Origin of the sequence: Nocardia vinacea (genome assembly GCF_035920345.1) — a bacterium.
Lineage (GTDB): Bacteria > Actinomycetota > Actinomycetes > Mycobacteriales > Mycobacteriaceae > Nocardia > Nocardia vinacea_A.
This window is the reverse complement of record NZ_CP109149.1, coordinates 1,657,982-1,684,330: the sequence shown is the minus strand read 5'-3', so window position 1 is coordinate 1,684,330 and position 26,349 is coordinate 1,657,982. Positions and strand designations below refer to the sequence as shown.

General features: G+C 65.6%; 24 protein-coding genes. 14 read left to right on the top strand and 10 right to left on the bottom strand.

Going from position 1 to position 26,349, the window contains the following annotated elements; genetic code table 11:
- Positions 1 to 70 precede the first annotated feature (70 nt).
- From OIE68_RS07990 to OIE68_RS07970, 5 genes are read right to left on the bottom strand one after another with little or no spacing between them, the layout of a single operon-like run.
- Positions 71 to 1,267, bottom strand: a complete 1,197-nt coding sequence (locus OIE68_RS07990) for an acyl-CoA dehydrogenase family protein (protein ID WP_327098742.1) — start codon at positions 1,265 to 1,267, stop codon at positions 71 to 73.
- A gap of 13 nt (positions 1,268 to 1,280) precedes the next feature.
- Positions 1,281 to 2,327 (bottom strand): acyl-CoA dehydrogenase family protein, encoded by a 1,047-nt coding sequence (locus OIE68_RS07985; RefSeq protein ID WP_327098741.1) that lies wholly within the window; start codon positions 2,325 to 2,327, stop codon positions 1,281 to 1,283.
- A 31-nt stretch (positions 2,328 to 2,358) separates the two neighbouring features.
- Positions 2,359 to 3,198, bottom strand: a complete 840-nt coding sequence (locus tag OIE68_RS07980; protein WP_327098740.1) for an amidohydrolase family protein — start codon at positions 3,196 to 3,198, stop codon at positions 2,359 to 2,361.
- Positions 3,195 to 4,820, bottom strand: coding sequence for an AMP-binding protein (locus OIE68_RS07975; protein ID WP_327098739.1), 1,626 nt, complete (start codon positions 4,818 to 4,820; stop codon positions 3,195 to 3,197). The genes OIE68_RS07980 and OIE68_RS07975 overlap by 4 nt, the downstream gene beginning before the upstream one ends.
- A gap of 52 nt (positions 4,821 to 4,872) precedes the next feature.
- On the bottom strand, positions 4,873 to 6,075 hold the full coding sequence (locus OIE68_RS07970; protein ID WP_327098738.1) for an amidohydrolase family protein: 1,203 nt from the start codon (positions 6,073 to 6,075) through the stop codon (positions 4,873 to 4,875).
- Positions 6,076 to 6,384: 309 nt separating this feature from the next.
- Here OIE68_RS07970 and OIE68_RS07965 point away from each other — a divergent pair, with 309 nt between their 5' ends.
- The gene (locus OIE68_RS07965; protein WP_327098737.1) at positions 6,385 to 6,510 is read left to right on the top strand and encodes a hypothetical protein; all 126 of its coding nucleotides are present in this window, start codon (positions 6,385 to 6,387) and stop codon (positions 6,508 to 6,510) included.
- Here OIE68_RS07965 and OIE68_RS07960 read toward each other — a convergent pair.
- Both OIE68_RS07960 and OIE68_RS07955 read right to left on the bottom strand, forming a co-directional pair.
- A complete protein-coding gene (locus OIE68_RS07960) occupies positions 6,497 to 7,993 on the bottom strand; it encodes an acyl-CoA carboxylase subunit beta (RefSeq protein WP_327098736.1) in 1,497 nt (498 codons plus the stop codon). The genes OIE68_RS07965 and OIE68_RS07960 overlap by 14 nt on opposite strands.
- A 53-nt stretch (positions 7,994 to 8,046) precedes the next feature.
- Positions 8,047 to 9,282, bottom strand: a complete 1,236-nt coding sequence (locus tag OIE68_RS07955; protein ID WP_327101607.1) for a cytochrome P450 — start codon at positions 9,280 to 9,282, stop codon at positions 8,047 to 8,049.
- A gap of 155 nt (positions 9,283 to 9,437) precedes the next feature.
- Between OIE68_RS07955 and OIE68_RS07950 the strand changes: the two genes are divergently transcribed.
- The 6 genes from OIE68_RS07950 (at position 9,438) to OIE68_RS07925 (ending at position 15,194) form a co-directional block, all read left to right on the top strand.
- A complete protein-coding gene (locus OIE68_RS07950; RefSeq protein WP_327098735.1) occupies positions 9,438 to 10,223 on the top strand; it encodes a coniferyl-alcohol dehydrogenase in 786 nt (261 codons plus the stop codon).
- A 123-nt stretch (positions 10,224 to 10,346) separates the two neighbouring features.
- Positions 10,347 to 11,558 (top strand): cytochrome P450, encoded by a 1,212-nt coding sequence (locus OIE68_RS07945; protein ID WP_327098734.1) that lies wholly within the window; start codon positions 10,347 to 10,349, stop codon positions 11,556 to 11,558.
- The gene (locus OIE68_RS07940; RefSeq protein ID WP_327098733.1) at positions 11,545 to 12,327 is read left to right on the top strand and encodes an SDR family NAD(P)-dependent oxidoreductase; all 783 of its coding nucleotides are present in this window, start codon (positions 11,545 to 11,547) and stop codon (positions 12,325 to 12,327) included. Before OIE68_RS07945 ends, OIE68_RS07940 begins: the two co-directional genes overlap by 14 nt.
- Positions 12,327 to 13,559 (top strand): CaiB/BaiF CoA-transferase family protein, encoded by a 1,233-nt coding sequence (locus OIE68_RS07935; RefSeq protein WP_327098732.1) that lies wholly within the window; start codon positions 12,327 to 12,329, stop codon positions 13,557 to 13,559. The genes OIE68_RS07940 and OIE68_RS07935 overlap by 1 nt, the downstream gene beginning before the upstream one ends.
- Positions 13,560 to 13,659: 100 nt before the next feature.
- Positions 13,660 to 14,460: an enoyl-CoA hydratase/isomerase family protein gene (locus OIE68_RS07930; protein ID WP_327098731.1), complete on the top strand. Its 801-nt coding sequence runs from the start codon at positions 13,660 to 13,662 to the stop codon at positions 14,458 to 14,460.
- Between the two features lie 2 nt (positions 14,461 to 14,462).
- On the top strand, positions 14,463 to 15,194 hold the full coding sequence (locus OIE68_RS07925) for a TetR/AcrR family transcriptional regulator C-terminal domain-containing protein (RefSeq protein ID WP_327098730.1): 732 nt from the start codon (positions 14,463 to 14,465) through the stop codon (positions 15,192 to 15,194).
- A gap of 168 nt (positions 15,195 to 15,362) precedes the next feature.
- Here OIE68_RS07925 and OIE68_RS07920 read toward each other — a convergent pair whose 3' ends face one another.
- The 3 genes from OIE68_RS07920 to OIE68_RS07910 all read right to left on the bottom strand — a co-directional run bounded on the left by OIE68_RS07920 (position 15,363) and on the right by OIE68_RS07910 (position 19,862).
- Positions 15,363 to 16,544 (bottom strand): acyl-CoA dehydrogenase family protein, encoded by a 1,182-nt coding sequence (locus OIE68_RS07920; protein WP_327098729.1) that lies wholly within the window; start codon positions 16,542 to 16,544, stop codon positions 15,363 to 15,365.
- 89 nt (positions 16,545 to 16,633) lie between these two features.
- Complete coding sequence (locus OIE68_RS07915; RefSeq protein WP_327098728.1) at positions 16,634 to 18,298, bottom strand: acyl-CoA synthetase; 1,665 nt, start codon at positions 18,296 to 18,298, stop codon at positions 16,634 to 16,636.
- Positions 18,299 to 18,422: 124 nt separating this feature from the next.
- The gene (locus tag OIE68_RS07910) at positions 18,423 to 19,862 is read right to left on the bottom strand and encodes an aldehyde dehydrogenase family protein (RefSeq protein ID WP_327101606.1); all 1,440 of its coding nucleotides are present in this window, start codon (positions 19,860 to 19,862) and stop codon (positions 18,423 to 18,425) included.
- Positions 19,863 to 20,293: 431 nt separating this feature from the next.
- On the opposite strand from OIE68_RS07910, the gene OIE68_RS07905 reads away from it, so the two are divergent.
- From OIE68_RS07905 to OIE68_RS07875, 7 genes are all read left to right on the top strand, one after another.
- The gene (locus OIE68_RS07905) at positions 20,294 to 20,734 is read left to right on the top strand and encodes a hypothetical protein (RefSeq protein ID WP_327098727.1); all 441 of its coding nucleotides are present in this window, start codon (positions 20,294 to 20,296) and stop codon (positions 20,732 to 20,734) included.
- Positions 20,735 to 20,760: 26 nt separating this feature from the next.
- Complete coding sequence (locus OIE68_RS07900; protein WP_327098726.1) at positions 20,761 to 21,684, top strand: alpha/beta hydrolase; 924 nt, start codon at positions 20,761 to 20,763, stop codon at positions 21,682 to 21,684.
- A gap of 177 nt (positions 21,685 to 21,861) precedes the next feature.
- Positions 21,862 to 22,470: a TetR/AcrR family transcriptional regulator gene (locus OIE68_RS07895; RefSeq protein ID WP_327098725.1), complete on the top strand. Its 609-nt coding sequence runs from the start codon at positions 21,862 to 21,864 to the stop codon at positions 22,468 to 22,470.
- A 184-nt stretch (positions 22,471 to 22,654) separates the two neighbouring features.
- A complete protein-coding gene (locus tag OIE68_RS07890) occupies positions 22,655 to 24,190 on the top strand; it encodes a nitric oxide reductase activation protein NorD (RefSeq protein WP_327098724.1) in 1,536 nt (511 codons plus the stop codon).
- 22 nt (positions 24,191 to 24,212) lie between these two features.
- Positions 24,213 to 25,010, top strand: a complete 798-nt coding sequence (locus OIE68_RS07885; protein WP_327098723.1) for a CbbQ/NirQ/NorQ/GpvN family protein — start codon at positions 24,213 to 24,215, stop codon at positions 25,008 to 25,010.
- Between the two features lie 149 nt (positions 25,011 to 25,159).
- Entirely contained in the window at positions 25,160 to 25,885 is a 726-nt protein-coding gene (locus OIE68_RS07880; RefSeq protein WP_327098722.1) for a hypothetical protein, read from the top strand.
- Between the two features lie 27 nt (positions 25,886 to 25,912).
- The gene (locus tag OIE68_RS07875) at positions 25,913 to 26,347 is read left to right on the top strand and encodes a hypothetical protein (protein WP_327098721.1); all 435 of its coding nucleotides are present in this window, start codon (positions 25,913 to 25,915) and stop codon (positions 26,345 to 26,347) included.
- Positions 26,348 to 26,349 lie beyond the last annotated feature (2 nt).

Here is a 26,349-nt window from a genome sequence, read left to right as displayed (position 1 = left end):
CATTCGGCCCCCGGGAACGCGATCGGCTTGCCGCCGACGATCGTGTCGTTACGGCACAGCCGCACTCCTTTCAGCTCGTCTTCGACTTGGCCGGCGCGGCATAGTTGGGACGTCCGAGTCCGAGCACGTGCTGCGCGATCAGGTTCCGGAAGACCTCGAGGGTGCCGCCGTAGATGCCGCACAGCGGCGCCCAGCGGTAGATGTATTCGGCGCCGCCGTCATCGATGGCGCCGTCGGTGTCGATCGGCAAGGCCGACGCCGACCCGAGAATGTCCATCAGTTCCGGGGCGATATCACGCATCGCCTGTGCGATCGCGACCCGGCCGAACATATTCGGCGCCGACAGCGCCGCCTCCATCCGAGCGATGCTGCGGCCGAGCCGATACCCGACCGATCCGTCGTCGAGCAGCCGGCGACCGTCCGGACCGCGCCGCGCGGTTATCGCCGCCACCTTGTCCAGCGACGCCGCCATCACCAGGCCCTGATGCACCAGGACCGACACATCCTGCAGGCCGTCCGCGGCAACGTCGACCACGCCGTGCTCGACGCTGAGCGGCTCCATGAGCACACGCCAGCCCTCGTTCACCTCGCCGAGCCGATACTTGTCATCGACCCGGACGTCGCTGTAGTAGACGATGTTGGTGCGGTCCCCGTCCACCGTCCGGATGCCCTGGATCTCGATCCCCGGGGTGTCCAGCGGGACCAGGAACATGGTGAGGCTCTTGTGTTTTCGCGCCTCGGGATCGGTATTGGTGATCAGGAAGACATACTGGCAGTTGTGCGCACCGGTGGTGAACATCTTGGCGCCGTTGATGACCCACTGGTCCCCGTCGCGGACCGCGCGGGTTTTGCACGTCGCGACATCGGACCCGCCTTCGGGCTCGGTGTAGCCCAGGCACAACCGGACCTCGCCGGTGAGCACGCGCGGCAACACCTCATCGCGCAGTTCGCGCGATCCGAACTGCTCGACCGATTGCGCCACGATGATGGTGGTGCCCCAGGTGACCCAGGGCACGTGCACGCGCCGCTTCTCCAGATCCCAGATGCGCCGCTGCACCCGGGTCATGCCGCCGTCCGCGCCGGTATTCATCTCGGCCGTCAGCCATCCTTCGGCGCCCATCGCCAGGTGCACGCCCGCGTCGAAATTGTCGCCGGTCTCGCGATCGCGCCGACGCACCTCCTCGGTGACGTGGGTGTCGAGAAACTTTCGCACCCGATCGTGGAAGCCCGCGTCCTCGGCGGAGAGTTCAACGAGAGAAAAGTCCATCGGTAGCTCCGTCCTAAGCCCGCGCGAACAGTTCGGCGACCCGCACGGCGCTGGCACCCGGATCGCCCGCCGCCAGCGGCCAGCCCCGGGCACGCACCAAATAGGCCGAGGCGGCCGACTCGGTCGTCACCCCCAGTCCGCCCTGGACGTGCACGGCCATGGTGGCCGCCTTGGCGGCCTCCTCGGCCATGTACACGAACGCCGCCGCCGCGAGTCCGGGCTGGACATCGGGTTCGTATTCGAGGAACCAGGCGGCCCGCCGAGCCAGGTTGCGCCCGCTCTGCACGACGATCGCGATATTGGCCAGCGGATGGGATATGCCCTGCAGGGTCGAAATCGGAACACCCATCGTGTAGCGGGTTTTCGCGAATTCGGCCGCGATCCGCATGGTCTCTTCGACGAGCCCGACCAGCGCGGCCGCGGTGAGCACCCGCCATTCATCGAGGGCGCGCTCATAGTGCGCGAGCGCCTCGGCACCGCTGGCCAGCACGATCCGCCGGTCGGCCGCCGCCGGATCGACCCATGCCATTGGCAAGCGACCGATATTGTCGACCTTCGCCGGCCGGGTCGCGAAGGTCAGCCCGACCATATCGTCGCCGTCGCGGACGATGATCTGATCGGCGACCGACCCGGACGGGATGAGCCGGATTCCGGCTACCGCGTCGATGCACGGATCCAGCGCGACCACCTGTCTGCCTTCGACCACATCGGCCGTGCCGTCGGCATCGGGCCGCAGTGCGCCCAGCCGCGCCAGCAAACGCGCCGCACAGATGTGATCGATCCACGGCACCGGCGCGATGGCGCGGCCGAGTTCCTCAGCGGCCAGGACGAGATCGACCAGTGTCGCGCCGTCACCGCCCACGGACTCGGGCAGCGCCATGGTGCTCGCGCCGGTACCGCACAGCTGCTCCCACAGATTCTTGTCGAAACCCGTCGGTTCGGCCGCGCGCACGACCTCGAGGGGGCACCGGCTCTTGAAGAACTTCGCGTACACCGCTTGGAGTTCCGTCTGGTCTTCCGACAGGCTGTAATCCTGCCTGCGCAATTCGTAGCGGTCCATATTTCCCTTGCTCCTCGTTCCGGCGCGCGACTCAGTCGACGACCGCTCGGTCACCGAAAAAGAATTCGTGTGCGTTGTTGTAGAGATAGTTGTCCAGCACGTCTTCGGGGAGGTCGAGCGCCAGCGCCTCCGGCACCACCCGGCGCATGCGAAGCACCGGCCAATCCGAGCCGAAGATCACCTTCTGCTTGCCTCGGGTCCGCATGAAATGCACCAAACTTTCCGGGAGCCGTTTGGGCGACCAGGCCGATGTCATGAGGCGAAGATTCTCGTATTTCATGAGCAGCCGAATCGCGATATCCCACCACGGATCGGCACCATGGATCATGCACAGCCGAAGCTCCGGGAATCTGAAGCACACCCGATCCAGGTAGATGGGATTCTGCACCTCACCCGGAATCGGTGGTCCCGGTATTCCGGTATTCATACACAGCGGCAGACCCAGCTCGGCGCATTTGTAGTACAGCGGATAGTAGACCGCATCGGTCGGCGGATACTGGCCATCGCCCCAGAAACTCGGCCCCGCCGTCGTATAGGCCACCGGCAGATCGTTCACCAGTGCGTCCAGTTCGCGCAGGGACCGAATCGGATGCAGTAGATCGACCCCGTTGATGGCCAGACCGAATCGGTGCGGCCGCGCTTCGACGAATTTCAGTGCGGTCTTCGACGGTTTCGCCATCGAATACATCAAAATCGCCTTCTCGACGCCCTGCTCGTCCATCTCGTCGAGCAATTCGGCGAGATCGACCTGTGCGTACAACGACACGGGTCCTTTGAAATAGTCGTCCCGGACCTTCAGCATCCAGTCTGGTTGGTCTCGCTCGCCGAAATGCACGTTGACCAGGCAGTCGATTACTTTGCGCACAGTCATGCCCCAATTTCCTCCGCGACGCCCGGAACCACCCGCTTCGCGGCCCAGCGATAATCGGGCTTACCGTTTCCCAGGCGTCGGATCTCCGCTACAAATATGAATTCCTTCGGCACCTTGAAGCCGGCCAGCTCGAGTTTGCACACCTGCCGCAGTGCCACATCGGTGATGTCCGCCCCCGCCCGCGGGCACACCAGCGCGACGACTTCCTGACCCCAGCGCGGACTCGGCCGCCCCACCACCAGTGCGTCGAATATCCCCGGATGCGCCCGCAGCACCTCCTCGACCTCTTCGACGAAAACCTTCTCACCGCCGGTATTGACGACCAGCGAATCGCGGCCGAGCAATCGGAGGGTGCCGTCGGCATCGACGCTCGCCCGATCGCCGGGGATGGCCATGCGCTGCCCATCGATCTCGGGAAAGGTGCGCTCGGTGGCCGCGCGGTCCTCGAAATAGCCGAGGGGAACCCGGCCGACTCTGGCCGCCCACCCGATCTCGGTATCACCGGGCGCGAGAAAGCGGGTGCGGTCCGCCGACACCGCGGTCGCGCCCGGGCCCGGATCGAAGGTCTCGACCTCGGCGCCGCGCCGACTACGCCCGAAGGCCATACCACCGGTCTCCGAGGCTCCATACCCCTCGACGACCATCACGTGCGGAAGCAACTCGAGCAGTTGCCGTTTGTGGCGCGGGTTGGTCGCCGCTCCCCCGGTTCCGACGGCCAGCAGCGAGGACAGGTTGTACGAGCGCTCCCGAAGCTCTTGGACCAGAGGGCCGGCGTAGGCGTCGCCGACGATCGTCATCAACGCCGCGTTCTCGCATTCCGCTATTTCCAGAGCCGTGCGCGCGTCGAAGGCTTTTCGGTCGTCGTACAGCACGATCGTCTGCCCGGCCAGCAGCCCCGCGCAGGCGGTCATGATGCCGGCGGCGTGCGACAGCGGTGACACCGCGAACCACACGTGTTCGGTCGATCGCGCGAGATCCTGTACGGGCGTGAGAGATTCGTGATCGGCACCGTTCATCGACGCCACATAGAGATCACTCTGCCGCCAGAGGACGCCTTTGGGTCGCCCCGTGGTTCCGCCGGTGCACAACATCACCAGATCGTCGGGCGTAGCGGTGATTACCGCAGCGGTGTCGCCCTCGAGCACCGTGTCCGTGAACGGCACCGTACCCGCCGGAACGGGCGCGTCACTGCCGTCCTCGATCGAGATCAGCAACTCCACATCCTCCGGCGCAGCCTCGGCCACCACCGGCCCGAATGATCGATGGAAGACGATGCCACGGGGCCGGACATACGCCAGCAGGTCCCGGATCTCGCGCGCCGTGTAGTGGTAGTTGATATTCGCGGGTACGAGACGGGCCTTCATACAGCCGATCAGCACGTCGAGATACAGGTCGTTGCGCATGAGCAGCGCGACGCAATCCTGACCGCACTCCCACCGATCGAGCCGGTACCGCGGGGTGTGCTCGCCGAAACCTCGAGCCGCAATGAAGTTCGCGAACCGCCGGATCCGCAGCGCCGACTCGCCGAAGGTGCTGCGCCGGTCGCCGCAGACGGTCATCGTCCGGTCCGGAACCGCCGCCGCGACAGCGTCGAAGACGGCCCCGATACTCCATTCGGTCAACGCAGCCCTCCGACTGGTCGCATACACATGGGCGCGGATCCTCGCCGTGATCTCACGCGGCAGCCGCGACGGGCAGCCCAAGGAATTCGAGCGCGTTGTCGCGCATGATCTTTCGCACGTCGGTCGCGTCGAAGGCGGTCAGTTCGTCGGTGAAGGCCACCGGCTCGGCCAGTCCCTCGCCGTGCGGCCAGTCCGAGCCGAACAGAATGCGCTCGGCGCCGATCTTCTCCTTCAGCAGCGGCAGATCGTCCTCGTAGTACGGGGCGACCCAGACGTGCTCGCGCAGGGTGTCGACCGGGTCGTTCGGGAACGAGCGGGGCGACTGGTTGGCCAGCTTCTTCATCCGCTTGGCGAGCCGGTGCACGAAGTCCGAGCCGTTCTCGATACTGGCTACCCGCAACTTCGGATGCCGATCGAACACACCGTGGATGATCAACGAGGCCATGGTGTCGTGGATGGCGCGGTCGTCGACGAGGATCTTGTCCAGCGCATCCCCCGGTCCGAACGGCTCGAAGGTGTCCTTACCGCCCCACATTGCGGCGATCTTCAGATATCCGCTGTCGCCGAGGTGGAAGGCGACCGGCACGTTCGCCTCCGCCAGGCGCGCCCACACCGGATCGTGCGCACGGTCACCGAGCGAGCGCGGCTTGGCGAGACCGGGGACCGGGGCGGGCCGGATGTGGACGACGCGCGCGCCACGGGCCAGCACGAAGTCGACCTCGGCGACCGCGGCCGCCGGATCGGCCAGTGAGATCATCGGCGCCGAGACGATCCGGTGGTCCGGTCGGTCGAAACCCCAGTCCTCGTCCAACCACAGATTGAAGGCGTGCAGGGACGCCGCCGTCGCCTCGACATCGTCCCTGAGGGCCTCTTCCACGCCGCAGCCGAACGTCGGGAACATGAAGATCGTCTCGATGCCCTGCTTGTCGAGCACGGCGACGCGGGCATCCCGATCGCGATATTCGGGCCGCATTTCCAGGCTCTCGACCTGCATCAGCGTCGCCGGATCCACCCCCTCGGGGACCTGACCGCGGAAGATCAGATCCAGGCAGCCCGGCACGATGATCGGATCGAAGGTCGGATTCGGAATGAACCGGTTCACCCGGTTGCCGATAATCGCCGTCTGGTACTTGCCGTCCTGGACGATCTGCACCCCCCGCCGCCGGAACTTCTTGTCCAGGTGCCGAGTGAACGCGTCCAGCGGCTCGTAGTAGTGGTTGTCGACGTCGATCGCCTTGTAGTCGAGCGCAGTCATCAGCGTCCTTTCAGTTCGCCGGATGGTCGTTTCGACCTGTCCGGTGGCCGGCCCGTGCACCGGCTTCGACGACAGCGGTGCCCGCGGCCTTGCCGTGCGGACCGAGCTAGCCGAATAGCGCGGTGTGACAGTCCATTCCGGGTGCCACCTCCTGCTACCGAACGACCTGCCGCAGGTCGAATAGATATGTCTACTGTATACCTATCGATAAAGCATTGCACAAGGGTTCCGCCGAAGGCCGATGGCCAAATACAGGCACCAGACGAGTGCCCGGGTACCGGTTTTCGTTCCGGCACCCGGACGCTCCCGGTGCGCGAGTCAGCAGGCCGCGGATTGAGCACCCTGGAGCGCAAGCAGGCCACCGAAGGTCGTCGCGGCGACCTTTCACTGCGCGCCGTCCTCGATCGCCTGACCGGCCTGATCAGGGCACGATGACGGTGCGAGAAACCGGCTCGGCCGCCGCCTGCCGGGCGTAGATGCCCCGCTGCAGTGACAGCAGCAGCGCGTTTCGCGTCTCCTCCGGACGGATGAGCTCGTCGAAGCCCATATGCTCGGCCGAGTGGTACGACGCCTGCAGTTCCATGGCACGCAGTGACGCGGCGACGTCGTCCTCGGCATGCGAGGCACTACTCAGGGCGGCGGCGCTCATCGCACCCATGGTCGCCCCGGGGTAAGCGAAGGTCGCGACCTGGCTGTCGAACCCGATCAGGGACATCACCATCGACCCGAAGCCGTACGCCTTGCGCAACGTCACGTGCAGCTTCAGTGTCGTTGCCGCCGTCTGCGCGACGAACATCCTTGCGCCACTGCGTAATACGCCGTCCTGCTCGGATTCGCTGCCCGGCAGCATGCCCGGATTATCGGCGAGGAACACGATCGGCAGATGGAACGAGTCCGCGACCGTGATGAAGTGGGCGGCCTTGTCGGCGGCGGCGGCATCGATCGACCCGGCCAACACCTGCGGCTGGTTGGCCACCACCGCGATCGGGTGACCACCGAGGTGCGCCAGCGCGCAAATGATCGCCTCGCCGAAGTCGGGCTGCACCTCGAACCAGTCGGGATGATCCAGGACCACATCGAGCACAGCACGCATATCGTAGGTGCGCCGGTTGTCACGGGAGATGATGTCGAGCAGTTCCGGCGTCGGCCGCGGCCCGGCCGATTCGTCGGGAGCCACCGCCGGTGGATACGACCACGCGCTCGACGGGAAATACGACAGGTAGCGGCGGATCGCGTCGAGCACATCCTCGTCGGTTTCGCCGAGGTTGTGGATCAGCCCGCTCGGCAGCGCGACATCCGGGCCGCCGAGATCCTCCTTCGAAATATCCTCCCCCGTCGATACTTTCACCACCGGCGGCCCGGCGGTGAAGATCGCGCCCTGCCGGCTCATGATCGCGAAATCGGCCACCGGGGCGATCAGCGCACCGTGTCCGGCCGAGGGGCCGAGCACCCCCGTGACCATCGGCACCCGGCCGGAGCACATGGCCTGGGCCAGCAAATCGGTTGGCGTGCGCCCGTAGTGGTCGCCGGTGGGCCGAAATCCCGCACCCTCCAACAGCATTATCAGCGGCACCTTGTTGCGCAGCGCGAGTTCGGCCAGCCGATAGCGTTTGGAATTGCTGCCCGGCGCGATGCTGCCCGCCAGGGTCGTGAAGTCTTCCGCCCCCACCATCACCGGCGCACCATCGATGAGTCCGGAACCGGTCACGATCGCGTCGGCGGCGACCTCACCACCGACCAGGGTGCCGAATTCGTGGAAAGTGCCGGGATCGAGCAGCCGCTCGATGCGCGCCCTGGCGTCGAGCTTGCCCTTGCCGCGATGTTTGGCGACCCGTTCGGGCCCGCCCATCGCCTGTGCGCGCGCACGGCGCCGTTCGAAGTCTTCGAGGGTTTCGTCCCAGGTCCGGGCATTCGTCATTACTACGTCCTAATCCACATTGATCGTTCGTCGATTCGAGTCTGGCGTTCCGGTCACACCAGGGAATAGCGAATCGGGAGATGTTTGAGCCCACCCACGAATGTGGTCGCACTGAGTTCGGGCACACCGTTCAGCTCGATCGAGGTCAATCGCGGCAGCAGTTCGGTGAGGAATTTGTTGATCTCCATCCGGGCCAGCCCGGCACCGAGACAGAAGTGCACGCCGAATCCGAACGCGACGTGCTTATTGGGCTCCCGCTCGATATCGAAGCGGAACGGGTCGTCGAAGGCGTCCTCGTCACGGTTCGCGGACACGTAGGACAGCAATACCGATTCCCCGGCGGCGATGGGCACATCGTGGACCGTCGTATCCTCGGCGGCCGTCCGCATGAACGCCTTGACCGGCGTGACCCACCGGATGATCTCCTCGGTCGCCTGCGGCATCAGATCCGGATTGGTACGCAACCGTTCGCGCTGATCGGGATGGTCGATCAGCGCTCGCAGGCCACCGGAGATGCTGCTGCTCGTGGTGTCGTGCCCGGCCGTGGCGATGATCGCGTAGTACGACATGGTGTCGACATCCGAGAGCGGTTCGCCGTCGATACGAGCGTTGGCGATCGTGGACCCGAGGTCTCCGGTGGGATTCGCCCGCCAGGACTCGGTGAGATGCTTGAAGTATTCGAACATTTCGATCAGCGAGTTCATCTTCTCGTCCGCCGGTGCGCTGCGCTGCAGCTCGGCGTCGTCGCTGCCGACCAATTCCTGGGTGAGCTCGAGCATCCGGGGAAAATCGGCCTCCGGAACGCCGAGCAGCGACATGATCACATACAGCGGGAAATTCACCGCGACCTCCTGGACGAAGTCGCATTCCCCACCGGCATCGCGCATTTTGTCGACGTAGCGTTTCGCCAGTTGTTCGACTCGATCACTCAGTGCCTTCATGGCTTTCGGGCTGAACCAATCCGCCGCGATCGCGCGCACCACCCGGTGCTGCGGATCATCCATATGGATCAGTGTGCGAATACCGGCCGTCGCCTGCATCTCATCCGATTCGGCCGTCATCAGCACCGGTCGAGGCCAGTTCGTGAACAGCCGGTTTGCCCGCTCGATCGCCATGATGTCGGCATGTTTGGTGATAGCCCAGAACGGCTTGTACCGAGGCACGTCGACCAGAGATACCGGAGCCTTCGCCCGCAGCGCGGTGAGCGCGCCGTGCAATCGTGCCTCGTCGGTATAGGCGGTCGGGTCCGCGAGGACATTGGCGGCTTCGTCGACGATCGGCATGCTCATCTGCGGCACTTCCATTCCATCCGTCTTCATGCGGGTCCGATCCGGCGGGCAGACCGCGTCCCAGATCGTTTGTATCGGCCAACAGCCTGATTTATAGTGACCCTTACTGTCAAGCATTCTATAACGCACATCCGTGCAGCGGAACGGTGGTATTCATGGACTCCCGGCAACACAAAATCGTGGTGGTAGGCGCCGGATCGGGAATCGGTGCGGCGACCGCCGCCCACTTCCACCACAACGGCGACCATGTGCTCGCGGTGGATCTGCGCCCCAACGAAACCCCGGCCGCACAGCACGAACAGTGCGACCTGCGCGACGCCGCGGCCATCGCGGCGCTGCTGGACCGGATCGGTACGGGCTGGGATCTGCTGGCCTACATCGCCGGAGTGCCCGGTACCGCGCCCGCCGCGGATGTGCTGAAGGTGAACTATCTCGGTATGCGGCTCACGGTCGAGGGGATGCTGCCGCTGCTGCGACACGGTGGCGCGATCGTCACGGTCGCGTCGGTGGCGGCCCTCGGCTGGCAGCAGCGCCTCGACGAGGTTGCCGGACTGCTCGCCGCGACCGACGCCGAGACCGTCGAGCGCTGGCAGCAGGGCCAGGACCCGGCCTATCCGGTGTACAGCACATCGAAGCAGGCCGCGATCATCTACGCCAAGCGGCTGGCACCCGCGGCCTGGCAGAAATACGGGATCCGGGTGAATACCGTGAGCCCGGGGCCGACCGAGACGCCGATCCTGGCCGACTTCGAGGCATCGATGGGCAAGGACGTCCTCGACACCGTGAAGGCGACGATCGGCAGGCACGCCACGGTCGACGACATCGTGCCCGTCATCGCCTTCCTCGGCTCACCGCAGGCGCGCTGGATCAACGGACAGGACATCCACGTGGATGGCGGGTTCGTCGCGCCGCTGGTCGCCGGGGCACCGATTCAGCTGTAGCCGACAACCTGTCGAAATGCCGACCACAGCCGTTCGGCGTGCCCGCGAAGAAGCTATACTGTATATATTACAGTATCTCGTACCAGACGGGCGCCGTGCGCTGTGACAACGTAGAGGTGAGCTGTGGATATCCCTGTTCAAGACAAATCGGCGACGGCCGAAGACACCCTCGATCTTCGTGATCCCTACCCGTTCTTCGCCGCCAAGCGGCGCGACGGCGGTGTCTTCCACGGAACGGTCATGGACTACTCCCATACACCGGAGTCGCTGCGCCCGTCGGACAGCTATGCCGCCGTCTCCTACCCGGCGGTGAGCACCGCACTGCGCAGCAGTCGGGTTTTCAGTTCCAAGCTGTACGACTCCACGATCGGCGTATTCATGGGCCCGACCATTCTCGCCATGGACGGCAAGAAGCATCGGGCGCACCGGAATCTGGTGGCCACGGCATTCAAACCGCAGTCACTGGTGCGCTGGGAACCGGATATCGTCCGGCCGATCTGCAATGCGCTCATCGACGAGTTCGCCGAGCGCGGCAGCGCCGACCTGATCAAGGAATTCACCTTCGAATTTCCGACTCGGGTCATCGCCCGACTGCTCGGCCTCCCCGAGGAGGATCTGCCCTTCTTCCGGCAGGCGGCGGTGTCGATCATCAGCTACGCCAACAAGGTTCCGCAGGCGCTGGCAGCCGCCAACGACCTGAAGGAGTACTTCCTCGGGCATATCGAGCAGCGGCGGTCCCAGCCGACCGACGACATCATCGGTGATCTGGTGACAGCCGAGGTCGACGGGGAGAAGCTGACCGAGGAGGCCATCTACTCCTTCCTGCGGCTGCTGCTGCCCGCCGGATTGGAAACCACCTATCGGTCGTCCGGAAATCTGCTGTATCTGCTGCTCACGCACCCGGAGCAATTCGAGGCAGTGCAGCGCAACCACGACCTGATCGCCCAGGCCGTCGAGGAAGGGCTGCGCTACGAAACGCCGCTCACACTGGTGCAGCGGTACGTGACCGAGGACGCCGAACTGGAAGGTGTCGCCATTCCGCAGGGCGCGGTGCTCGACCTGTGCCTGGGCTCGGCCAACCGCGACGAGACCCGCTGGGAGCGACCGGAGGAGTTCGATATCTTCCGAACCCACATTCCGCACATCAGCTTCACCGCCGGTGCACACACCTGCCTCGGTCTGCACCTGGCCCGCATGGAGACCCGGGTCGCCATGGAAGCCCTGCTGAGTCGGCTGACCGGATTCACCCTGGTACCCGGGGGCGATCCACATATCTTCGGCCAGCCGTTCCGTTCGCCCAACACACTCCCGGTGACTTTCGATGTCATCGCCTGAGCCGCAACAGAATCGAAACCGCTTCGACCTATCCGGGCGCGCTGCGCTGGTCACTGGTGCCGGCGGCGGCATAGGTGCGGCCGTTGCCACCGCCCTGGCGGATCAGGGCGCTGCGGTGCTGGTCACCGATCTCGACGCGGCGGCAGCCGCGACCACGGCGGAAAAGATCTTTGCCGACGGCGGGCGGGCCGCGAGCACCGCACTGGATGTCCGGGATTCCGGGGCCGCCGCCGCCGCGGTTGCCGCGGCGGCCGAATTGGCCGGGGGCACCTTGCACATCGTGGTCAACAACGCCGGGGTGACTGCACCGGCGATGTTCGGCAATACCACCGAGGAGTCGGTGCAGCTGTTGCTCGACATCCATGTGCTGGGTGCGTTCCGTTGCGCGAAGGCGGCGCTGGAATACCTGCCCACCGACGGCACCGGCCGCATCATCAACGTGACCTCGTCCGCTGGTCTGGCCGGTGCGCTCGGGCAGGTCAATTACTCGGCAGCGAAGTCCGCCATCGTCGGGCTGACCAAATCGCTGGCACGGGAGCTGGCGCGCAAGCAGATCACCGTCAACGCGCTGGCGCCGGCGGCGGCCACCCCGATGACGGCCAAGATCCGCACCGATCCGAAGTTCGCCGAACAGATGCTCAATCGCATTCCGATGCGGCGGTGGGCCGAACCGGATGAGGTCGCCGGAGCCTTCGTATTTCTGGCCTCCGATGCCGCCTCCTACATCACCGGTCAGGTACTGCCGGTAGACGGTGGCCTGGTGATGTGATGGCCGATCCGACCGCGGGGCCGCTCGCCGGAGTCACCGTCGTGGCCCTGGAGCAGGCCGTCTCCGCACCCATGTGCACCCGCGCCCTGGCCGATTTCGGAGCCAGGGTGATCAAGATCGAGAATCCGCGCGGCGGCGACTTCGCGCGCGACTACGACGATGTGGTCAACGGGCTCGCCGCGCATTTCGTGTGGGTGAACCGCGGCAAGGAATCGGTGGCGCTCAACCTCAAAGATCCTGAGGGACAAGCGGTTCTGCACCGCTTGCTGGAATCCGCCGATGTTTTCGTATCCAATCTGGCACCGGGGGCGACCGCCGCACTCGGCCTGGCTGCGGACGATCTGACGGTGCGGCATCCGGACGTGATCGCGATGGAGATCGACGGTTACGGCCCGGGCGGACCACTGTCCCACAAAAGAGCCTATGACCTGCTGATTCAGGCCGAATCAGGGGTCTGCGCGGTCACCGGGTTCCCGGATGCCCCGGCCAAACCCGGCCCGCCGATCGCCGACGTGTGCTCGGGTCTGTACGCCGCGTTGACGATCGTGGCGATGATCTGCGGCAGACGAGCGCCCGGCAGATCCGCGACGAAATCCGCCTCGGCGGCTGTGAGCCTCTTCGACACGGCGGCCGAGCTGATGGGTTACGCGCTCAACTACACCCGGCACACCGGAATCGATCAGCAGCCGCTGGGCATGAGTTCCCCCGCGGTCGCACCCTACGGCGCCTACCCCACCGGAGACGGCCGCACCGTGGTGCTCGGCACGACGAACGACCGAGAATGGCAGCGCCTGGCCCGCGACATTCTCGACCGGTCCGATCTCGCCGATGATCCGAGATTCACCACCAATGCCGGACGGGTGCGCCACCGTGCCGAACTCGATGCCACGATCGCGCAGTGGTGCGCGCGACACGACCTGGCCACCGTCCAGCTGTGCGCTGACGCGGCCGGCATCGGGAACTCCCGCTACAACACCCCCACCGACGTGATCGCCCATCCGCACCTTTCGGCGCGCCGACGCTGGCGGCCGATCGAAACACCCGCCGGTCCGGTACCCGCCCTGCTGCCGCCGCCCGTCATCGCCGGATACGAACCGCCCATGGGCGCGATCCCCGCTCTCGGGCAGCACACCGAAACCGTCCTGGCCGCAGCCGGATTCAGCGCCGACGACATCGCCCGCCTACGTGACCGGGGCGCCATCGGGCCCGGTACCGACCAACCCGTCCGCTGATCCGGATATGAAAGGACGAGATTGTGACCGAGTGTAGCGAGGGAACCATAGGCACAGCACCGCCGGTCACGGCGGAGCCGAGCGACAGCGAGGTGAAGTTGTGACCGACGAACCGGTATTGCTCACCGAGCAGGTGGGTGCAGTGCTGACACTGACGCTGAATCGCCCACACCGTAAGAATGCGCTCACCCGCGAGCTCTGGGCGGAGCTGCGCGCGGAGTTCCGCCGAGTCGCGCACGGTCGCGACGTTCGTGCCGTGGTTCTGACCGGGGCCGACGGTACGTTTTGTTCCGGTGCCGACATCTCCGATACCGCGGGCATGGACGAGTTTCCGGATCCCAGCCGGGAATTGCGCGTCATCAACGAGGTCGTGCAGCAATTGCACGACCTCCCGGTGCCCACCGTCGCGAAGGTGCGCGGCGTGGCGGCGGGCGCGGGGTGGAATCTCGCGCTCGGATGCGATCTGGTGGTGGCCACGCCCGACGCGCGGTTCTGCCAGATCTTTTCCCGGCGGGCGCTGTCGCTGGATTGCGGAGGCTCCTGGCTGCTACCCAAACTCGTCGGCCTGCAGCAGGCCAAACGCCTGGCATTGCTGGCCGACATGATCGGCGCCGAAGAAGCGCACGCCCTCGGACTCGTGACATGGATACAGCCCGACGAGGCTGTCGACAAGTTCGTCGACGAGCTGGCGGTGCGGTTGGCCGCCGGGCCGCCGTTGGCACTCACGCAGACCAAGGCGCTGTTGAACGACGGAACGGATCGGACGATGCGCGAGGCGCTCGCCAACGAGGCGCGCGCCCAGACCATCAACCTGTCCGGCGCAGACGTCATCGAGGCGTTCGCCGCATTCGCCGAAAAACGCGAGCCGGTCTTCACCGGGGCGTGGGGCACAGGAGGTTAGCAATGGCGAAACGGATCACCGTCGAGCGACGGCAGCGACGCGAACGCGGCTCGCTGAATCCCGAGGACATCATCGATGGCGCCTTCGAACTCGCACAACAGGTTTCGATCGACGGCCTGAGCATGCCGCTGCTGGGTAAGCATCTCAATGTCGGGGTGACCAGCATCTACTGGTACTTCCGCAAGAAGGACGATCTGCTCAATGCGATGACCGACCGGGCGCTGCGGCTGTATGTGTATGCCGTGCCCTTCCCGTTCGTCGAGTCGGGCAATTGGCGTGAGACGCTGGGCAATCACGCACGCACCATGCGCCGCACCTTCCTCGCGAGCCCGATCCTGTGCGATCTGATTCTGGTCAGATCGGCGCTGAGCCAGCACGCCGGGCGGGTGGGGGCCGAACAGGTGGAGCGGACGGTGGCCAGCCTGGTGGAAGCGGGCCTATCGGTCGAGCAGGCCTTCGATATCTATTCCGCGATCAATCTGCACATCCGCGGATCGGTTGTGCTGCAACGGCTCTACGACAAGAACCAGGAGCTGGAGGCGGAGGGCCGGGCGTATTACGACAGCATTCTGGTCGAGCCGGAGACCACACCGCTGCTCGCCGAGGCCATGGACAAGGGGCTGCGATCGGGTGCACCGGACGACCGGAATTTCGAATACGGACTGCGCTGCATCCTCGATCGCGCGAGCCTGCTGATCCAGTTGAATTCGGGCGACGCCGCACCGGCCTCGTAGAACCTGTCCGATACCGTTCGTCGTCCCGGCCGGGGCCCCGGGACGACGAATCTGGTATGGCTACACCAGAGCTATAGCTCCGGCATATCCCGTGTGCGATACAAGCCGAAATCATCCCCCGCTAGATATGCCTGGTGCTGCGCATCCGCGCGGGGCGTGGTTCCGGGACTATTTCATCGCAGAGTAGTTCGGACGTCCCAGCCCGAGAATGTATTGCGCGATCATATTGCGGAATACATCCAGGGTCCCGCCGTAGATGCCGATCAACGGTGCCCACCGGTAGAGATATTCGGCCGCGCCGTCGGCCACCGCGCCCGCGTCATCCACCGGCAGCGCCGACCCGTCACCGAGGACGTCCATGAGGTCCGGGGCAATATCCCGCATGGTCTGCGCGATGGCCACGCGCCCGAACAGGCTCGGTGCGCTCAGTGCCGCCTCGATGCGGGCATGGGCCCGGCCGAGCCGGTAGGCGATCGATCCGTCGTCGAGTCGCCGACGCCCGTCGGGCCCGGTCTCGGCGGCCACCGCCGTCACGCGGTCGGCGGTCAGGGCCATCGTGGTGCCGAAGCCGCTCATGATCGCAATATCGGCCAGCCCGTTCGGATCGGCGCCGTCGGCGCCGTGCTCGGCCGACAACGGACCGTTGAGCACCCGCCAGCCGTCGTTCACCTCGCCGAGCCGGTAGCGGTCCGGCACCCGAACATCCTGGTAATAGGTGATATTGGTGCGTTCACCGTCGACGGTTCGCAGACCCTGTATGTCGATGCCGGGCAAGTCCAGCGGCACCAGGAACATGGTCAGATTGCGGTGTCTGCGCCCATCCGGATCGGTATTGGTCAGCAGGAATACGTACCCGCAGTTGTGCGCGCCGGAGGTGAACATCTTCTGCCCGTTGACAATCCAGTCCGCACCCGCGCACACCGCCCGCGTCGCACAGGCGGCGATATCGGATCCGCCCTCGGGTTCGGTGTAGCCCATGGCGAACCGGATCTCACCGCGATACACCCCGGGCAGCACCTCTTCGAGCAGCTCCGGTGAGCCGAACTCTCGCACCGCCCGCAGGATCATCATGGTGGCGCCCCAGGTCACCAGCGGCACCTTGGCCCGGCGCCGCTCGAGATCCCAGCTCCGGCGCTGCACCGGCGTCAGTCCCCCGTCTGCCGCGCTGTTCACCTCCCGCTCGAGCCACCCCTGCGCCCCCATCGCCAGATGCAGCTCCTCGACGAATCCGTCGCCGGACTCGTGCGCGCGGCGCAGCACATCCTCGGTCACAGTGGCCGCGAGGAAATCCCGGGCCCGGTCGAGGAATTCCTGATCTTCGGCGGTCGGCTCGACCCTGGCAAAGTCCACTTCGGTTCCCTTATCTCTGTCGCGAATCAGCTGTATCCGATCTCGCCTGGCGGGGCCCTGCGTGGTGACGTCCTCCGGGCGCTGACTGCTCAGCCCGCGGCGATCGCTTGTTCGCGCGCCCAGCGGTAGTCGGCCTTGCCCACCGGACTGCGCACGATCTCCGGGCAGAACACCACCGCCTTCGGAAGCTTGTACCGCGCAATGGATTCCGCGGCGTGGGCGATCAGTTCCTCGGCACCCGGCTCGGCCCCCTCGGCTGGGGCGATGATCGCGACGACCTCCTGGCCCCATCGCTCGCTCGGGCGGCCCACCACCACGACGTCGGCGACGGCCGGATGCGACGAGATCGCCAGCTCGACCTCCTCCACGAAAATCTTCTCGCCGCCGGAGTTGATCGTGACCGAATCACGCCCCAGCAGTTCGATGGATCCGTCTGCCAGCAGCCGTGCCCGATCGCCGGGCAGCACGTATCGCGCACCGTCGATGACCGGGAAGGTGATCGCGGTCTTGGCGGCGTCGCCCTTGTACCCGAGCGGTGTGAAGCGACGCTGCGCGAGCCATCCGATACCGTCGTGGCCCGCTGCCAGCACCGAACCGAAATCTTCGGCCACCACACAGGTATCCGCGCCCGCCATGAACGTGCCGGTCGATACGGATCCGGACGCCGAGACGTGATTCAGCTGGGTACCGCCCTCCGAGGAACCGACGGCGTCCATCACGACCAGACCGGGAATCGCCGCGATCCACTGCTCTTTGGCCGACGGACTCAGCACAGCACCGCCGCTGGCCACAGCCACCAGCGACGATACGTCGGCCGAACTCGACTCGATCGCGGCGAGCAGCGGACGGGCCATCGCGTCACCGACCACGACCAGAATCGCGACCCGCTCCCGCTCGATGGCGCGCACGATCTCGTCGGCATCGAGATGCTTCACGACCGAGGACAGCACGACGGTCCCCCCGGTCATCATCGCGGTAAGGACGGCCCACTGCGCCGCACCGTGGATCAGCGGGGGCAGCAGCATGATTGGTACACCGGGATTCGCGGCCGCCCGGGCGGCGACCTCGTCATAGGACCCGATGAGCGATCCGCTGAACATATCCCGCCCGCCGCAGGCCGCCATGAAGATGTCGTGCTGGCGCCACAACACACCTTTGGGCATACCGGTGGTGCCGCCGGTGTAGAGGACGTAGAGATCGTCGGGAGATGGCTGTACGGGCAGCGGTTCCGGTGCGGTCGAGGCGATGACAGTCTCGTAATCGACTGCGCCGTCCAGCAATTCGTTACCCGACTCGTCGGCAATCTGGATCAGTACGCGCAGCGTCGGCAGCTCGGACAGCACCTCGGCGAGCCGTGGCGCGAACGCGGCGTGATAGATCAGCGCGGTCGCACCGGCATGCGCCAGCAGATGCCGCAGTTCGTTCTCGACATATCGGTAGTTGACGTTGAACGGTGCGACCCGCGCCCGGAAGGCGCCCATCATCGCCTCCACGTACTCGTGTCCGTTGTGGGCGTAGATCCCCAGCAGGTCCTGCCCGACCTCGTGGTCGGCGAGTGCCGAGCGTTCGGTGTGGCAGCCCAGTCCCTGGGCGTGCAGGTAGGCCGCCAACCGCTTGGACCGCTCGGCGATCTGCGCGTTCGTGTGGCGCCGATCGCCCTGGCAGATGAGTTCCCGATCCGGGATGGCGGCCGCGGCGGCATCGGCGGCCGCCGCGAGCGTGAATTGCGACGTGGACGGTTCTGATCTGGTCACGGAACGAGACAACGGTGGCTCCTCGGTCGTGTGCTGCGTACGACGCAGTCTGACGATGCAACTGTAAGCTATACAGTAATGATTACAACAGATCTCGGGAAGATTTCGAGTCCGGCGCTCGGATTCATCGTCCGGAGCCGCGAACGCCGAGACGGCGACGCGTACGCCGGTGTGCGACGCGTACCGCGACATCGATGATGCGGCCGATGAACCGCGGGAACGGCGGCGCGGCCAGCGCTGTGACGACGAATGGGAGGTCGGTGCCGACCACGGTGCGGTAATGGGTGAAGGTGTCGAAACCCGCCTTCCCGCGATATGCCCCCATACCGCTGGCCCCGACCCCACCGAAGGGTGCGTCCTCCGGAAACATATTGAGCGCGAAGTCGTTACGGGAGACGCCGCCGCTGCGCGTATTCCTGACGAAGGTGCGGAAGTCCCGCCCGCCGGGTCCGTACCAGTAGGCGACCAGCGGCGAGTGCCCACCACTCAGGTGGTCGACGACATCGGTGAGCTTCGAATACGGCCGCAGGACGAGAACCGGTCCGAAGATTTCCTCGGTGGCGATCCGCATGTCATCGGCAATGTCGCGGACGACGGTCGGCGGGATCTTCCGCGTGCTCGGGTCGGGCAGCGTCTCGCCCGGCGGCACGATCTGTTCGACTCGCGCTCCTCGGGCACGTGCCTCGTCTATGAGGGCGCGAACCCTGTCGTAGTTGGCCTGGTCGACGCAGGCCGTGTAGTCCTCGTCAGCCGCGATGGCCGGGAACATATCCCGAAAACTCGCACCGACCGCGTCGGCGAAGGCGTCGATGCGGTCCTCGGGCACGAAAACGTAGTCGGGACTCACGCAGACCTGCCCACCGTTGACCATCCGCGCGCGGGCGAGCCGGGCGGCCGCCCGGGTGATATCGGCATTCGGCGCCACGACCACCGGATTCTTCCCACCGAGTTCCAAGGTCACCGGGACCAGATTCGCCGCGGCGGCCCGCTGCACCAGTCGGCCGACGCGGGTCGATCCGGTGAAGAACAGATGGTCGAACGGCAGTTCGGCGAAGGCGGCGGCAACGTCGGGTCCACCGGTCACCACCGCCAGCTCGGACTGGTCGAAATACTCGGGCGCCAGTGATCGGGTGAGCTCCGCGGTATGCGCGGTGATCTCCGACATCTTGATCATGACCCGATTACCGGCGGCGAAGGCGGCCGCGGCGGGCACGACGACCAGTTGGAGGGGGAAATTCCAGGGCCCGATGATGCCGACCACACCGAGCGGCGTGGGTTGCACCTGGGCACGGATCCCGTACAGGCGAGCCGTCAACTTGGGATTGCGGGCACGCATCCACTTGCCGATATGCGAGCGGGTGTGCTCGATGGTCGAGAACATGCCCATGATCTCGGCGAACAGAGTCCCGGTTCGGGATCGGGTGCCGAAATCGCGAGCCAGCGCGTCGACATACGAATCGAGGTTATCCAGGACCATGGCGAGCAATCGGTCGATCCGGCGCCGACGAACCGCGGCCGAGGGCGGCCCCTCCCGCAGATAGGCCTGCCGCTGCAATTCCAGGATCGCGGCCGGCGCCAGCGGCCGGTCCGCTGCGGTGTCGCCGATCGACTGTCCGGTGGTTCCAGTGCTCATGCGTGACGTCTTTCCAGTCGGAACTCAGCTGAGATCGAGCATCACCGCCGAAGGCCGACCCCACTCGAACCCGTCTTCCGCCGCCGCGTTCGGGCACGGCGATATGCATTAGTTGCCCATCCAGTAATGCTAACTGTAACACCACCCAGAGGCGGCGAACACGTGAACGACCGACTCGACGGCCAGCGATTTCGCCGCTCCCGCGGCCGAATCCCCTGCGTGAGCAGCGCACCATCACTTACTTGCGGCAGCATACTGAATGGTTTACAGTTAATGCCACAAGAGCGGTGGAGCCGGCTCACGCTCGACATTGAGCCCCGGTGCACATGTCACGATCCGGGGCCGTTGCGCTAGGAGAGAAGATGAGCGACAACGAGGTCCCCGGTCTTACACCGCGAACCGTGCAGGCCCTGCTCAGCGCGGCCGAGGCGCTGGCCGATCAAGTGCGGACGAAGATCCTGCACAGCCCGCGGCCGGTATTCCTGTACTACATCGAGCAGACCTTCGACGCTTTACGGACGAAACTGTCGCGCGGACTCGACCCACATCCGGATACCCCGGCACAGCAGCTGTGTCTGTATCTGATGGTCGCGTACGCGGAGCGACGGACGGGATCGCTCGATGCCGATCTCATCCGTATCCACCGTGCGCTGCTGGCCGACCACGACGCCTTGGTCGAAGTCTGCCGCGTCGGCGGGGACCCGGGTCCGTCCTATGATTTCGTCGCGCTTGGCGACGCACTGACCGGACGCGGAATGGGCGCATTCTTCGCCCCGTTCGAGTCGGACGACCTGGTCGCCTGACGGCAGCCGCGAGAGGACGAACCACAATGGGTTCGGATGCCGCCTTCCACCCCGAACTCCGCATCGCACGGTTCCTGCCGCGCTCGGCGGTCGGTGCGCGCACGCTCGGCCCGGTCCGCAAGCTGACGAATCTCATCGGGCGCACCCGACCGTCGGGCGGGACAGTCGAAACGGTCGACGCGCATGTCTCGGTGCGAGTGTTCCGACCGGCGCAGGTCCGATGCCCGGCACCCGGCCTGCTATTCATCCACGGGGGCGGCTACGTCATCGGCACCGCCGCAATGGGCGATAGCTTCTGCCGCCGAGTCGCCAACCGGCTGGGCGTCGTCGCGGCATCGGTGGAATACCGGCTGGCGCCCGAGCACCCTTTCCCGACACCGCTCGAGGACTGCTATGCCGCGCTGCGCTGGCTCACCGACCAGCCGGACGTCGATTCGGAACGCATCGCGCTCGCCGGGGAGAGCGCAGGCGGTGGCCTTGCCGCCGCCCTGGCACTGCTGGCCCGCGAACGCGCCGAGGTGCTCCCGGTACTGCAGGTGCTGTCCTATCCGATGCTGGACGACCGGACCACCGAGCGCACCGATATCGACCACCGTGGACTACGTCTGTGGAGCCCGCGGAGCAACCGCTTCGGATGGCACTCCTACCTGGGCCCGGCCGCGTCCGGTGCGGTGCCACCGTTGGCCGCGCCGGCCCGATACGAGAACCTGTCCGGGGTCTGCCCGGCCTGGATCGGCGTCGGCACCAACGATCTGTTCCACGACGAGAACATCGCCTATGCCGAACGCCTGCGCCGCGCCGGTGTCCCCTGCACGGTGCACGTGGTGCCCGGCGCGTACCACGGCTTCGATCTGATCGAGACCTGGGCGCCCATCTCGCGAGCCTTTCTCCAGGCGCGGCTGACGGCGCTGGACGACGTCCTGAACGGCAGTGATCAGGCTCCCCGCTGATCCATCGATTTCATTGACGCGATTCAATGACATCTGTCAGTATGTTCTGAGCGGCAATTCGCGGATTCGTTCCGCGATAGCAAATCGCAAGCTGGAGAACACATTTCGGTGCACGTCAGTACCGTGCGCACCGTTCTTCATTGACACCCGTCAGCGATAGAAGTTAGAAATTTGCGCATGAGCGAAGTTCAGGACAAGCCCCAGGGCCGGGAAGCCCAGCGTCTGCAGACCCGGCAGCGGGTATTCGATGCCGCCATCGCCGAATTCAAGAACGTCGGCATGGCCGATGCCGATATCGGGACGATCGTCGAGGCGGCGGGCGTTGCGCGCGGCACCTTCTATTTCCACTTCCCCAGCAAAGAGCACGCGCTGCTGGAGCTGGAGGCACGCGAGGAAGCCCGGATCGCCAAGGAACTCACCCGGTTTCTCGCCGCACCGCACCATCTCGAATCGGCGCTGCGGAAAACGATTCAGCTGATAGTCGGTCTCGAACGCCGCCTGGGCAGCCTGCTGTTCAAAGAGCTGCTCGCGATTCACTTCTCGCCGACACGGCCACTGGACGACGAATGGCGGGAACATCCCGTGATCGTCCTGGTGGTCGAGGAGATCCAGCGCGCCCGCAATCAGGGCGAGGCCGAGATCGCCGTGGATCCCTACCACAGTGCGGTGTTCTTTCTGCTCGGGCTCTACGCCCTGCTGACTACGACCTCGGGCTCGAAGGCGTTGCGCGCCAATGTACTCGACAACTACCTGGTCACCGTCCTGCGCAGTCTGGAGCCCCGATGAAGCAACCATCGCGGACCACCCATCGACCCACTTCGAACCGACGAATATGGAGATACGGCCATGCTGTTGGACCTCGTGCGCATCGCCCTCGCGTGGGGCGCGGTGCTGCTGATCATCGCGTTCTGGTACTGGATCATGAAGAATATCGGCACCTTCTGAGCAGGTCCGGGCCCGGCGGCAGTGGATGTCCGTCATGAACGGTGCGGTGGCAGGGCTGTCGATCGAGCGCAGTTGCGCGGTCACTGCCGTCGCATTCTCCGGGCGGCGTCGGGAGGGCGTGCGGCTGGTGACCGGTGCGCGGCGCAGTTTCGGCCTGAACACCAACCGCAGCGTCGTCCAGGTCCCATATCCACCCGTCGCGCCGGACTGGACCAGGGCAACGCTGACATGCGGTGTGGCACTGCAGTGTTCGCCGTCGAAGGACCGCATCGCGCGATACCCGTTGCACGAGTTGTCACCGCGGGAACTGGGTGCGCTGTCGATCGTCGAGGGCGGCGTGGCGGCGGGTTGGATCGCCGACCGGCTCCCGGGCCTGCTGCCCGAGCTCCGTCGGCTGCTGCCCCACCTCGAAATCGCCGACCATGATCTCGAAGGCGACGAAATACTGGACCGTGCACTGGGTTTGGCGCGATCTCGGCAGCAGATTCCGAGGCATCCGTTGCTGGGCAAGCTCCCGCTGGTCGCACCCGCGCGTGGTGGGTTGGCCGTGGCGGCGCGTCGGGTATACGCCCGGATGCCGTGGACATCTACGCGCAGCGACTCCTATCGCGTCATGTCGGTACCCGTCGGCGGTGACGGCGGCAGCCGCAATACCAACTTGCCCCCGCCGAGCCGACCGGAGAACGAAGACGTCGAAATCCGAGCCGATCAACGCGCGGGCCTGCCCTATCCGGAATGGAACCTGTGGACGAAAAGCTTTCTGCGCGACCACGTCGCGGTGCTGGAACACAAACATCCCACCCGACCGCGACCGCTCGCCCCGGTCTCCCCCGATATCCGCCGCTGGTTCGAAGAACATACCCACAGGGCCATGCGCAGCGGCCTCGAGGACGGGTCGGACCTCGATATCGACCGGTATGTAGGCCATTACGTCGACACGATCTCCGGTGCGGCGGCCGAGCCGAAGGTGTTCCGCGAGCTGCTGCCCGGGTCCCGTGACGTCACCACCGCCGTACTCCTGGACGGCAGTTCTTCCCTCGGCGTACACGGCGGCCGTATCTTTCGACTCGAATTGTCCTGCGCCGACGCCCTTTCCCGAGCCATGACGCTCGCCCGGGAACGCCACGGACTGTTCGTCTTCACCGGCAATACCCGCCATCGGGTCGAGGTGCGCTGCCTGAAGGATTTCGACGATGCCCGTTTCGTGGACCCGAGCAGTCTCGGCCTGATCACCGGCGGCTACACCCGCCTCGGCGCGCCACTGCGGCACCTGACCCGTCGCCTGCTCGAACAGCCTTCGGAACGACGCTTGATCATCGTGATCGGCGACGGCCTGATGTCCGACGAAGGCTACGAGGGCCGCTACGCCTGGGCCGATGTCGCGCACGCCATCGAGGAAGCCGACGACGCGGGCGTCGCGATCTACTACCTCGCCGTCGGCCCGACCCGCGTCGATCCGCTGCCCGAGGTATTCGCCGCGCGCCGGTCGCGCCGGATCCTGCGGGTGGAGGAGCTGCCCCGTGTACTCGCCCATATCCACCGCGAGTTGGTCGACCGATGATGTTGCGAATTCCGGAGTTTCGATGACAACCGATCTCTACTACGCCAGCGGCACCGAGGTGCAACTGTTCGATTGGGCCTTCCAGCAGCACATGCCGGTCATGCTCACCGGACCGACCGGCTGCGGCAAGACGCGATTCGTCGAGCACATGGGCCACCTGCTCGGCCGCCCGGTGGTCACCATCAGTTGCCACGACGATCTCACCAGCTCCGATCTGGTCGGCCGATTCCTGGTGTCCGGCGGCGACGTCGCCTGGCGGGACGGCCCACTGACCAAAGCCGTCAAGTCCGGTGCGATCTGCTATCTGGACGAGGTCGTCGAGGCCCGGCACGATTCGCTGGCCATACTGCATTCGCTCACCGACCACCGGCGCACGCTGTTCCTGGATCGTGCCGACGAAGTGGTGTCCGCGCCCGCCTCGTTCATGCTCGTCTGCTCCTACAACCCGGCCTACCGCAGCTCGCTCAAGGAGTTGAAGCCGTCGCTGCGACAGCGGTTCGTCACCATCGCCATGGCTTATCTGCCGCCCGAGAGCGAATCCGAGGTGCTGGTCGCGGAAGCCGGTATCGATCTTTCCGTCGCACGGCGACTGGTCAACTGCGCCAACACCATTCGTAATGCCGACGACGTCTTCCACTTCGAATCGCCGTCGACACGCGTGCTGGTGGCGGCGGCGCGACTCATCGCCGCGGGTGCGAACGAACTCGAGGCGGCCGAAGTATGTGTCCTCGCGCCGCTGAGCAGCGACGGCGCCATCAACGAAGGCCTACGCGAGATCGCGGCGGCCAGCCTGCTCACCGCCGACGACCCGGCCGTGTAGTCACCCAAGGAGGACCGTTCGATGAACGAACAAGATCGGCAGCGCCGCCGGGCGCTCATCGTTTTCCAGATCGCCATATACGGATTTCTGCTGGCGATGTTCCTCATCCAATTGCAGATGTATATGACCAGGGACTGGTAGGGGCGATCATGAATATGCCGACATTCACCCTGCGCCGCGGCTCCGGAAAATCCGCGCAGGAAGCCCCGGTGACCTACGACGAACACCACGAGGAAAGTCGCCGCGCGCAGCGTCGGGCCGACCGGTGGCTCACCGCCGGAACCGCGCTGATGGGCACCTTCATCTTCGGATTCGTCGGATTGCCGATCTTCTTGCGCGGGGTGTGGTTGCAGCGCAAGGCACAACGCGACGGTCTGTCCGTCCGGCCGATCATCGTCACCCTGATCGGCTATCTGGTCATTCTCGACGCCTTCCTCAACAGCATCGGCTGGGTGCTGGACCTATTCGCCAACCACACCGTCGTCACGCGCGTGTTCTTCACCGCGTGGGGCAATTTCGTCGATGCCGGATACTTCTGGCACTACAACGAGTTGTGGATCGGCGGCGCGGGCGCACCCGGCGAAAAAGGCTGGGAAGTCGCGCTGATACTCACCGTATTCCCGATGCGAGTCGCGGCCGCGATCGCATTCCTGCAGATGAAGCGCTGGGGACACCAGTGGCTGATCGTCACCTGCTGGTTCGGTGTGGTGATCTGGATCGGCTACGTCGTCAACATGACCATGTACGCCGATGTGCGTTTCCACGGCGTCGTGCTGCCGGTGACCGGTTGGTGGTTGTACGACATCTTCTACATCACGCCATTCCTCGCGATTCCCTACCTGCACACGGTCAATCGCGAGATCTTCTCCGACTGACCTCGAATCCGGTTCCAGGAGAACACCATGAGCAATAAGTCGCCTGCGGCGGAGTCGTCGCCGGAACAAGATCTGCCGCTCGGTACGACGGCACCGTTCGCGCGAATGCACAAGTGGCTCAAGCGCGGCATCCTCGTCTGCCTGATCGCGTTGGTCGTCGAAGGTTCGCTGACCGTGCCCGCCCTCGCCCTCTGGTACGGCTGGCCCACCTTGTCGATCACCGAAATCTGCGACGAGATGATGAAGGTCCGCTACTCCGACGACACGCTCGAATGCAACCAGGGTGCGCTCAACGCGCCACCGCTCGGCGGCAAACCTGAAGCCGCAGGCCAGACGACGGCCCAGGATCAATGGGGAGTACAGCCGAAACCGGAATGGAAGCATATCGGTTACCGCGAACTCGTCCGTATCCACAACGAGCGGATCGCCCGCGAACAGGCACAGCAATCGGGCCATCGGTAGGA

Excerpts from the sequence above, each read along its gene's own strand:
- OIE68_RS07955 (WP_327101607.1), bottom strand. The coding sequence starts at position 9,282 with ATGAGCATGCCGATCGTCGACGAAGCCGCCAATGTCCTCGCGGACCCG.
- OIE68_RS07895 (WP_327098725.1), top strand. The coding sequence starts at position 21,862 with ATGAGCGAAGTTCAGGACAAGCCCCAGGGCCGGGAAGCCCAGCGTCTG.
- OIE68_RS07925 (WP_327098730.1), top strand. The coding sequence starts at position 14,463 with ATGGCGAAACGGATCACCGTCGAGCGACGGCAGCGACGCGAACGCGGC.
- OIE68_RS07970 (WP_327098738.1), bottom strand. The coding sequence starts at position 6,075 with ATGACTGCGCTCGACTACAAGGCGATCGACGTCGACAACCACTACTAC.
- OIE68_RS07990 (WP_327098742.1), bottom strand. The coding sequence starts at position 1,267 with ATGGACTTTTCTCTCGTTGAACTCTCCGCCGAGGACGCGGGCTTCCAC.
- OIE68_RS07900 (WP_327098726.1), top strand. The coding sequence starts at position 20,761 with ATGGGTTCGGATGCCGCCTTCCACCCCGAACTCCGCATCGCACGGTTC.
- OIE68_RS07940 (WP_327098733.1), top strand. The coding sequence starts at position 11,545 with ATGTCATCGCCTGAGCCGCAACAGAATCGAAACCGCTTCGACCTATCC.
- OIE68_RS07875 (WP_327098721.1), top strand. The coding sequence starts at position 25,913 with ATGAGCAATAAGTCGCCTGCGGCGGAGTCGTCGCCGGAACAAGATCTG.
- OIE68_RS07880 (WP_327098722.1), top strand. The coding sequence starts at position 25,160 with ATGAATATGCCGACATTCACCCTGCGCCGCGGCTCCGGAAAATCCGCG.
- OIE68_RS07960 (WP_327098736.1), bottom strand. The coding sequence starts at position 7,993 with ATGACGAATGCCCGGACCTGGGACGAAACCCTCGAAGACTTCGAACGG.
- OIE68_RS07985 (WP_327098741.1), bottom strand. The coding sequence starts at position 2,327 with ATGGACCGCTACGAATTGCGCAGGCAGGATTACAGCCTGTCGGAAGAC.
- OIE68_RS07950 (WP_327098735.1), top strand. The coding sequence starts at position 9,438 with ATGGACTCCCGGCAACACAAAATCGTGGTGGTAGGCGCCGGATCGGGA.
- OIE68_RS07935 (WP_327098732.1), top strand. The coding sequence starts at position 12,327 with ATGGCCGATCCGACCGCGGGGCCGCTCGCCGGAGTCACCGTCGTGGCC.
- OIE68_RS07890 (WP_327098724.1), top strand. The coding sequence starts at position 22,655 with ATGTCCGTCATGAACGGTGCGGTGGCAGGGCTGTCGATCGAGCGCAGT.
- OIE68_RS07980 (WP_327098740.1), bottom strand. The coding sequence starts at position 3,198 with ATGACTGTGCGCAAAGTAATCGACTGCCTGGTCAACGTGCATTTCGGC.
- OIE68_RS07885 (WP_327098723.1), top strand. The coding sequence starts at position 24,213 with ATGACAACCGATCTCTACTACGCCAGCGGCACCGAGGTGCAACTGTTC.
- OIE68_RS07905 (WP_327098727.1), top strand. The coding sequence starts at position 20,294 with ATGAGCGACAACGAGGTCCCCGGTCTTACACCGCGAACCGTGCAGGCC.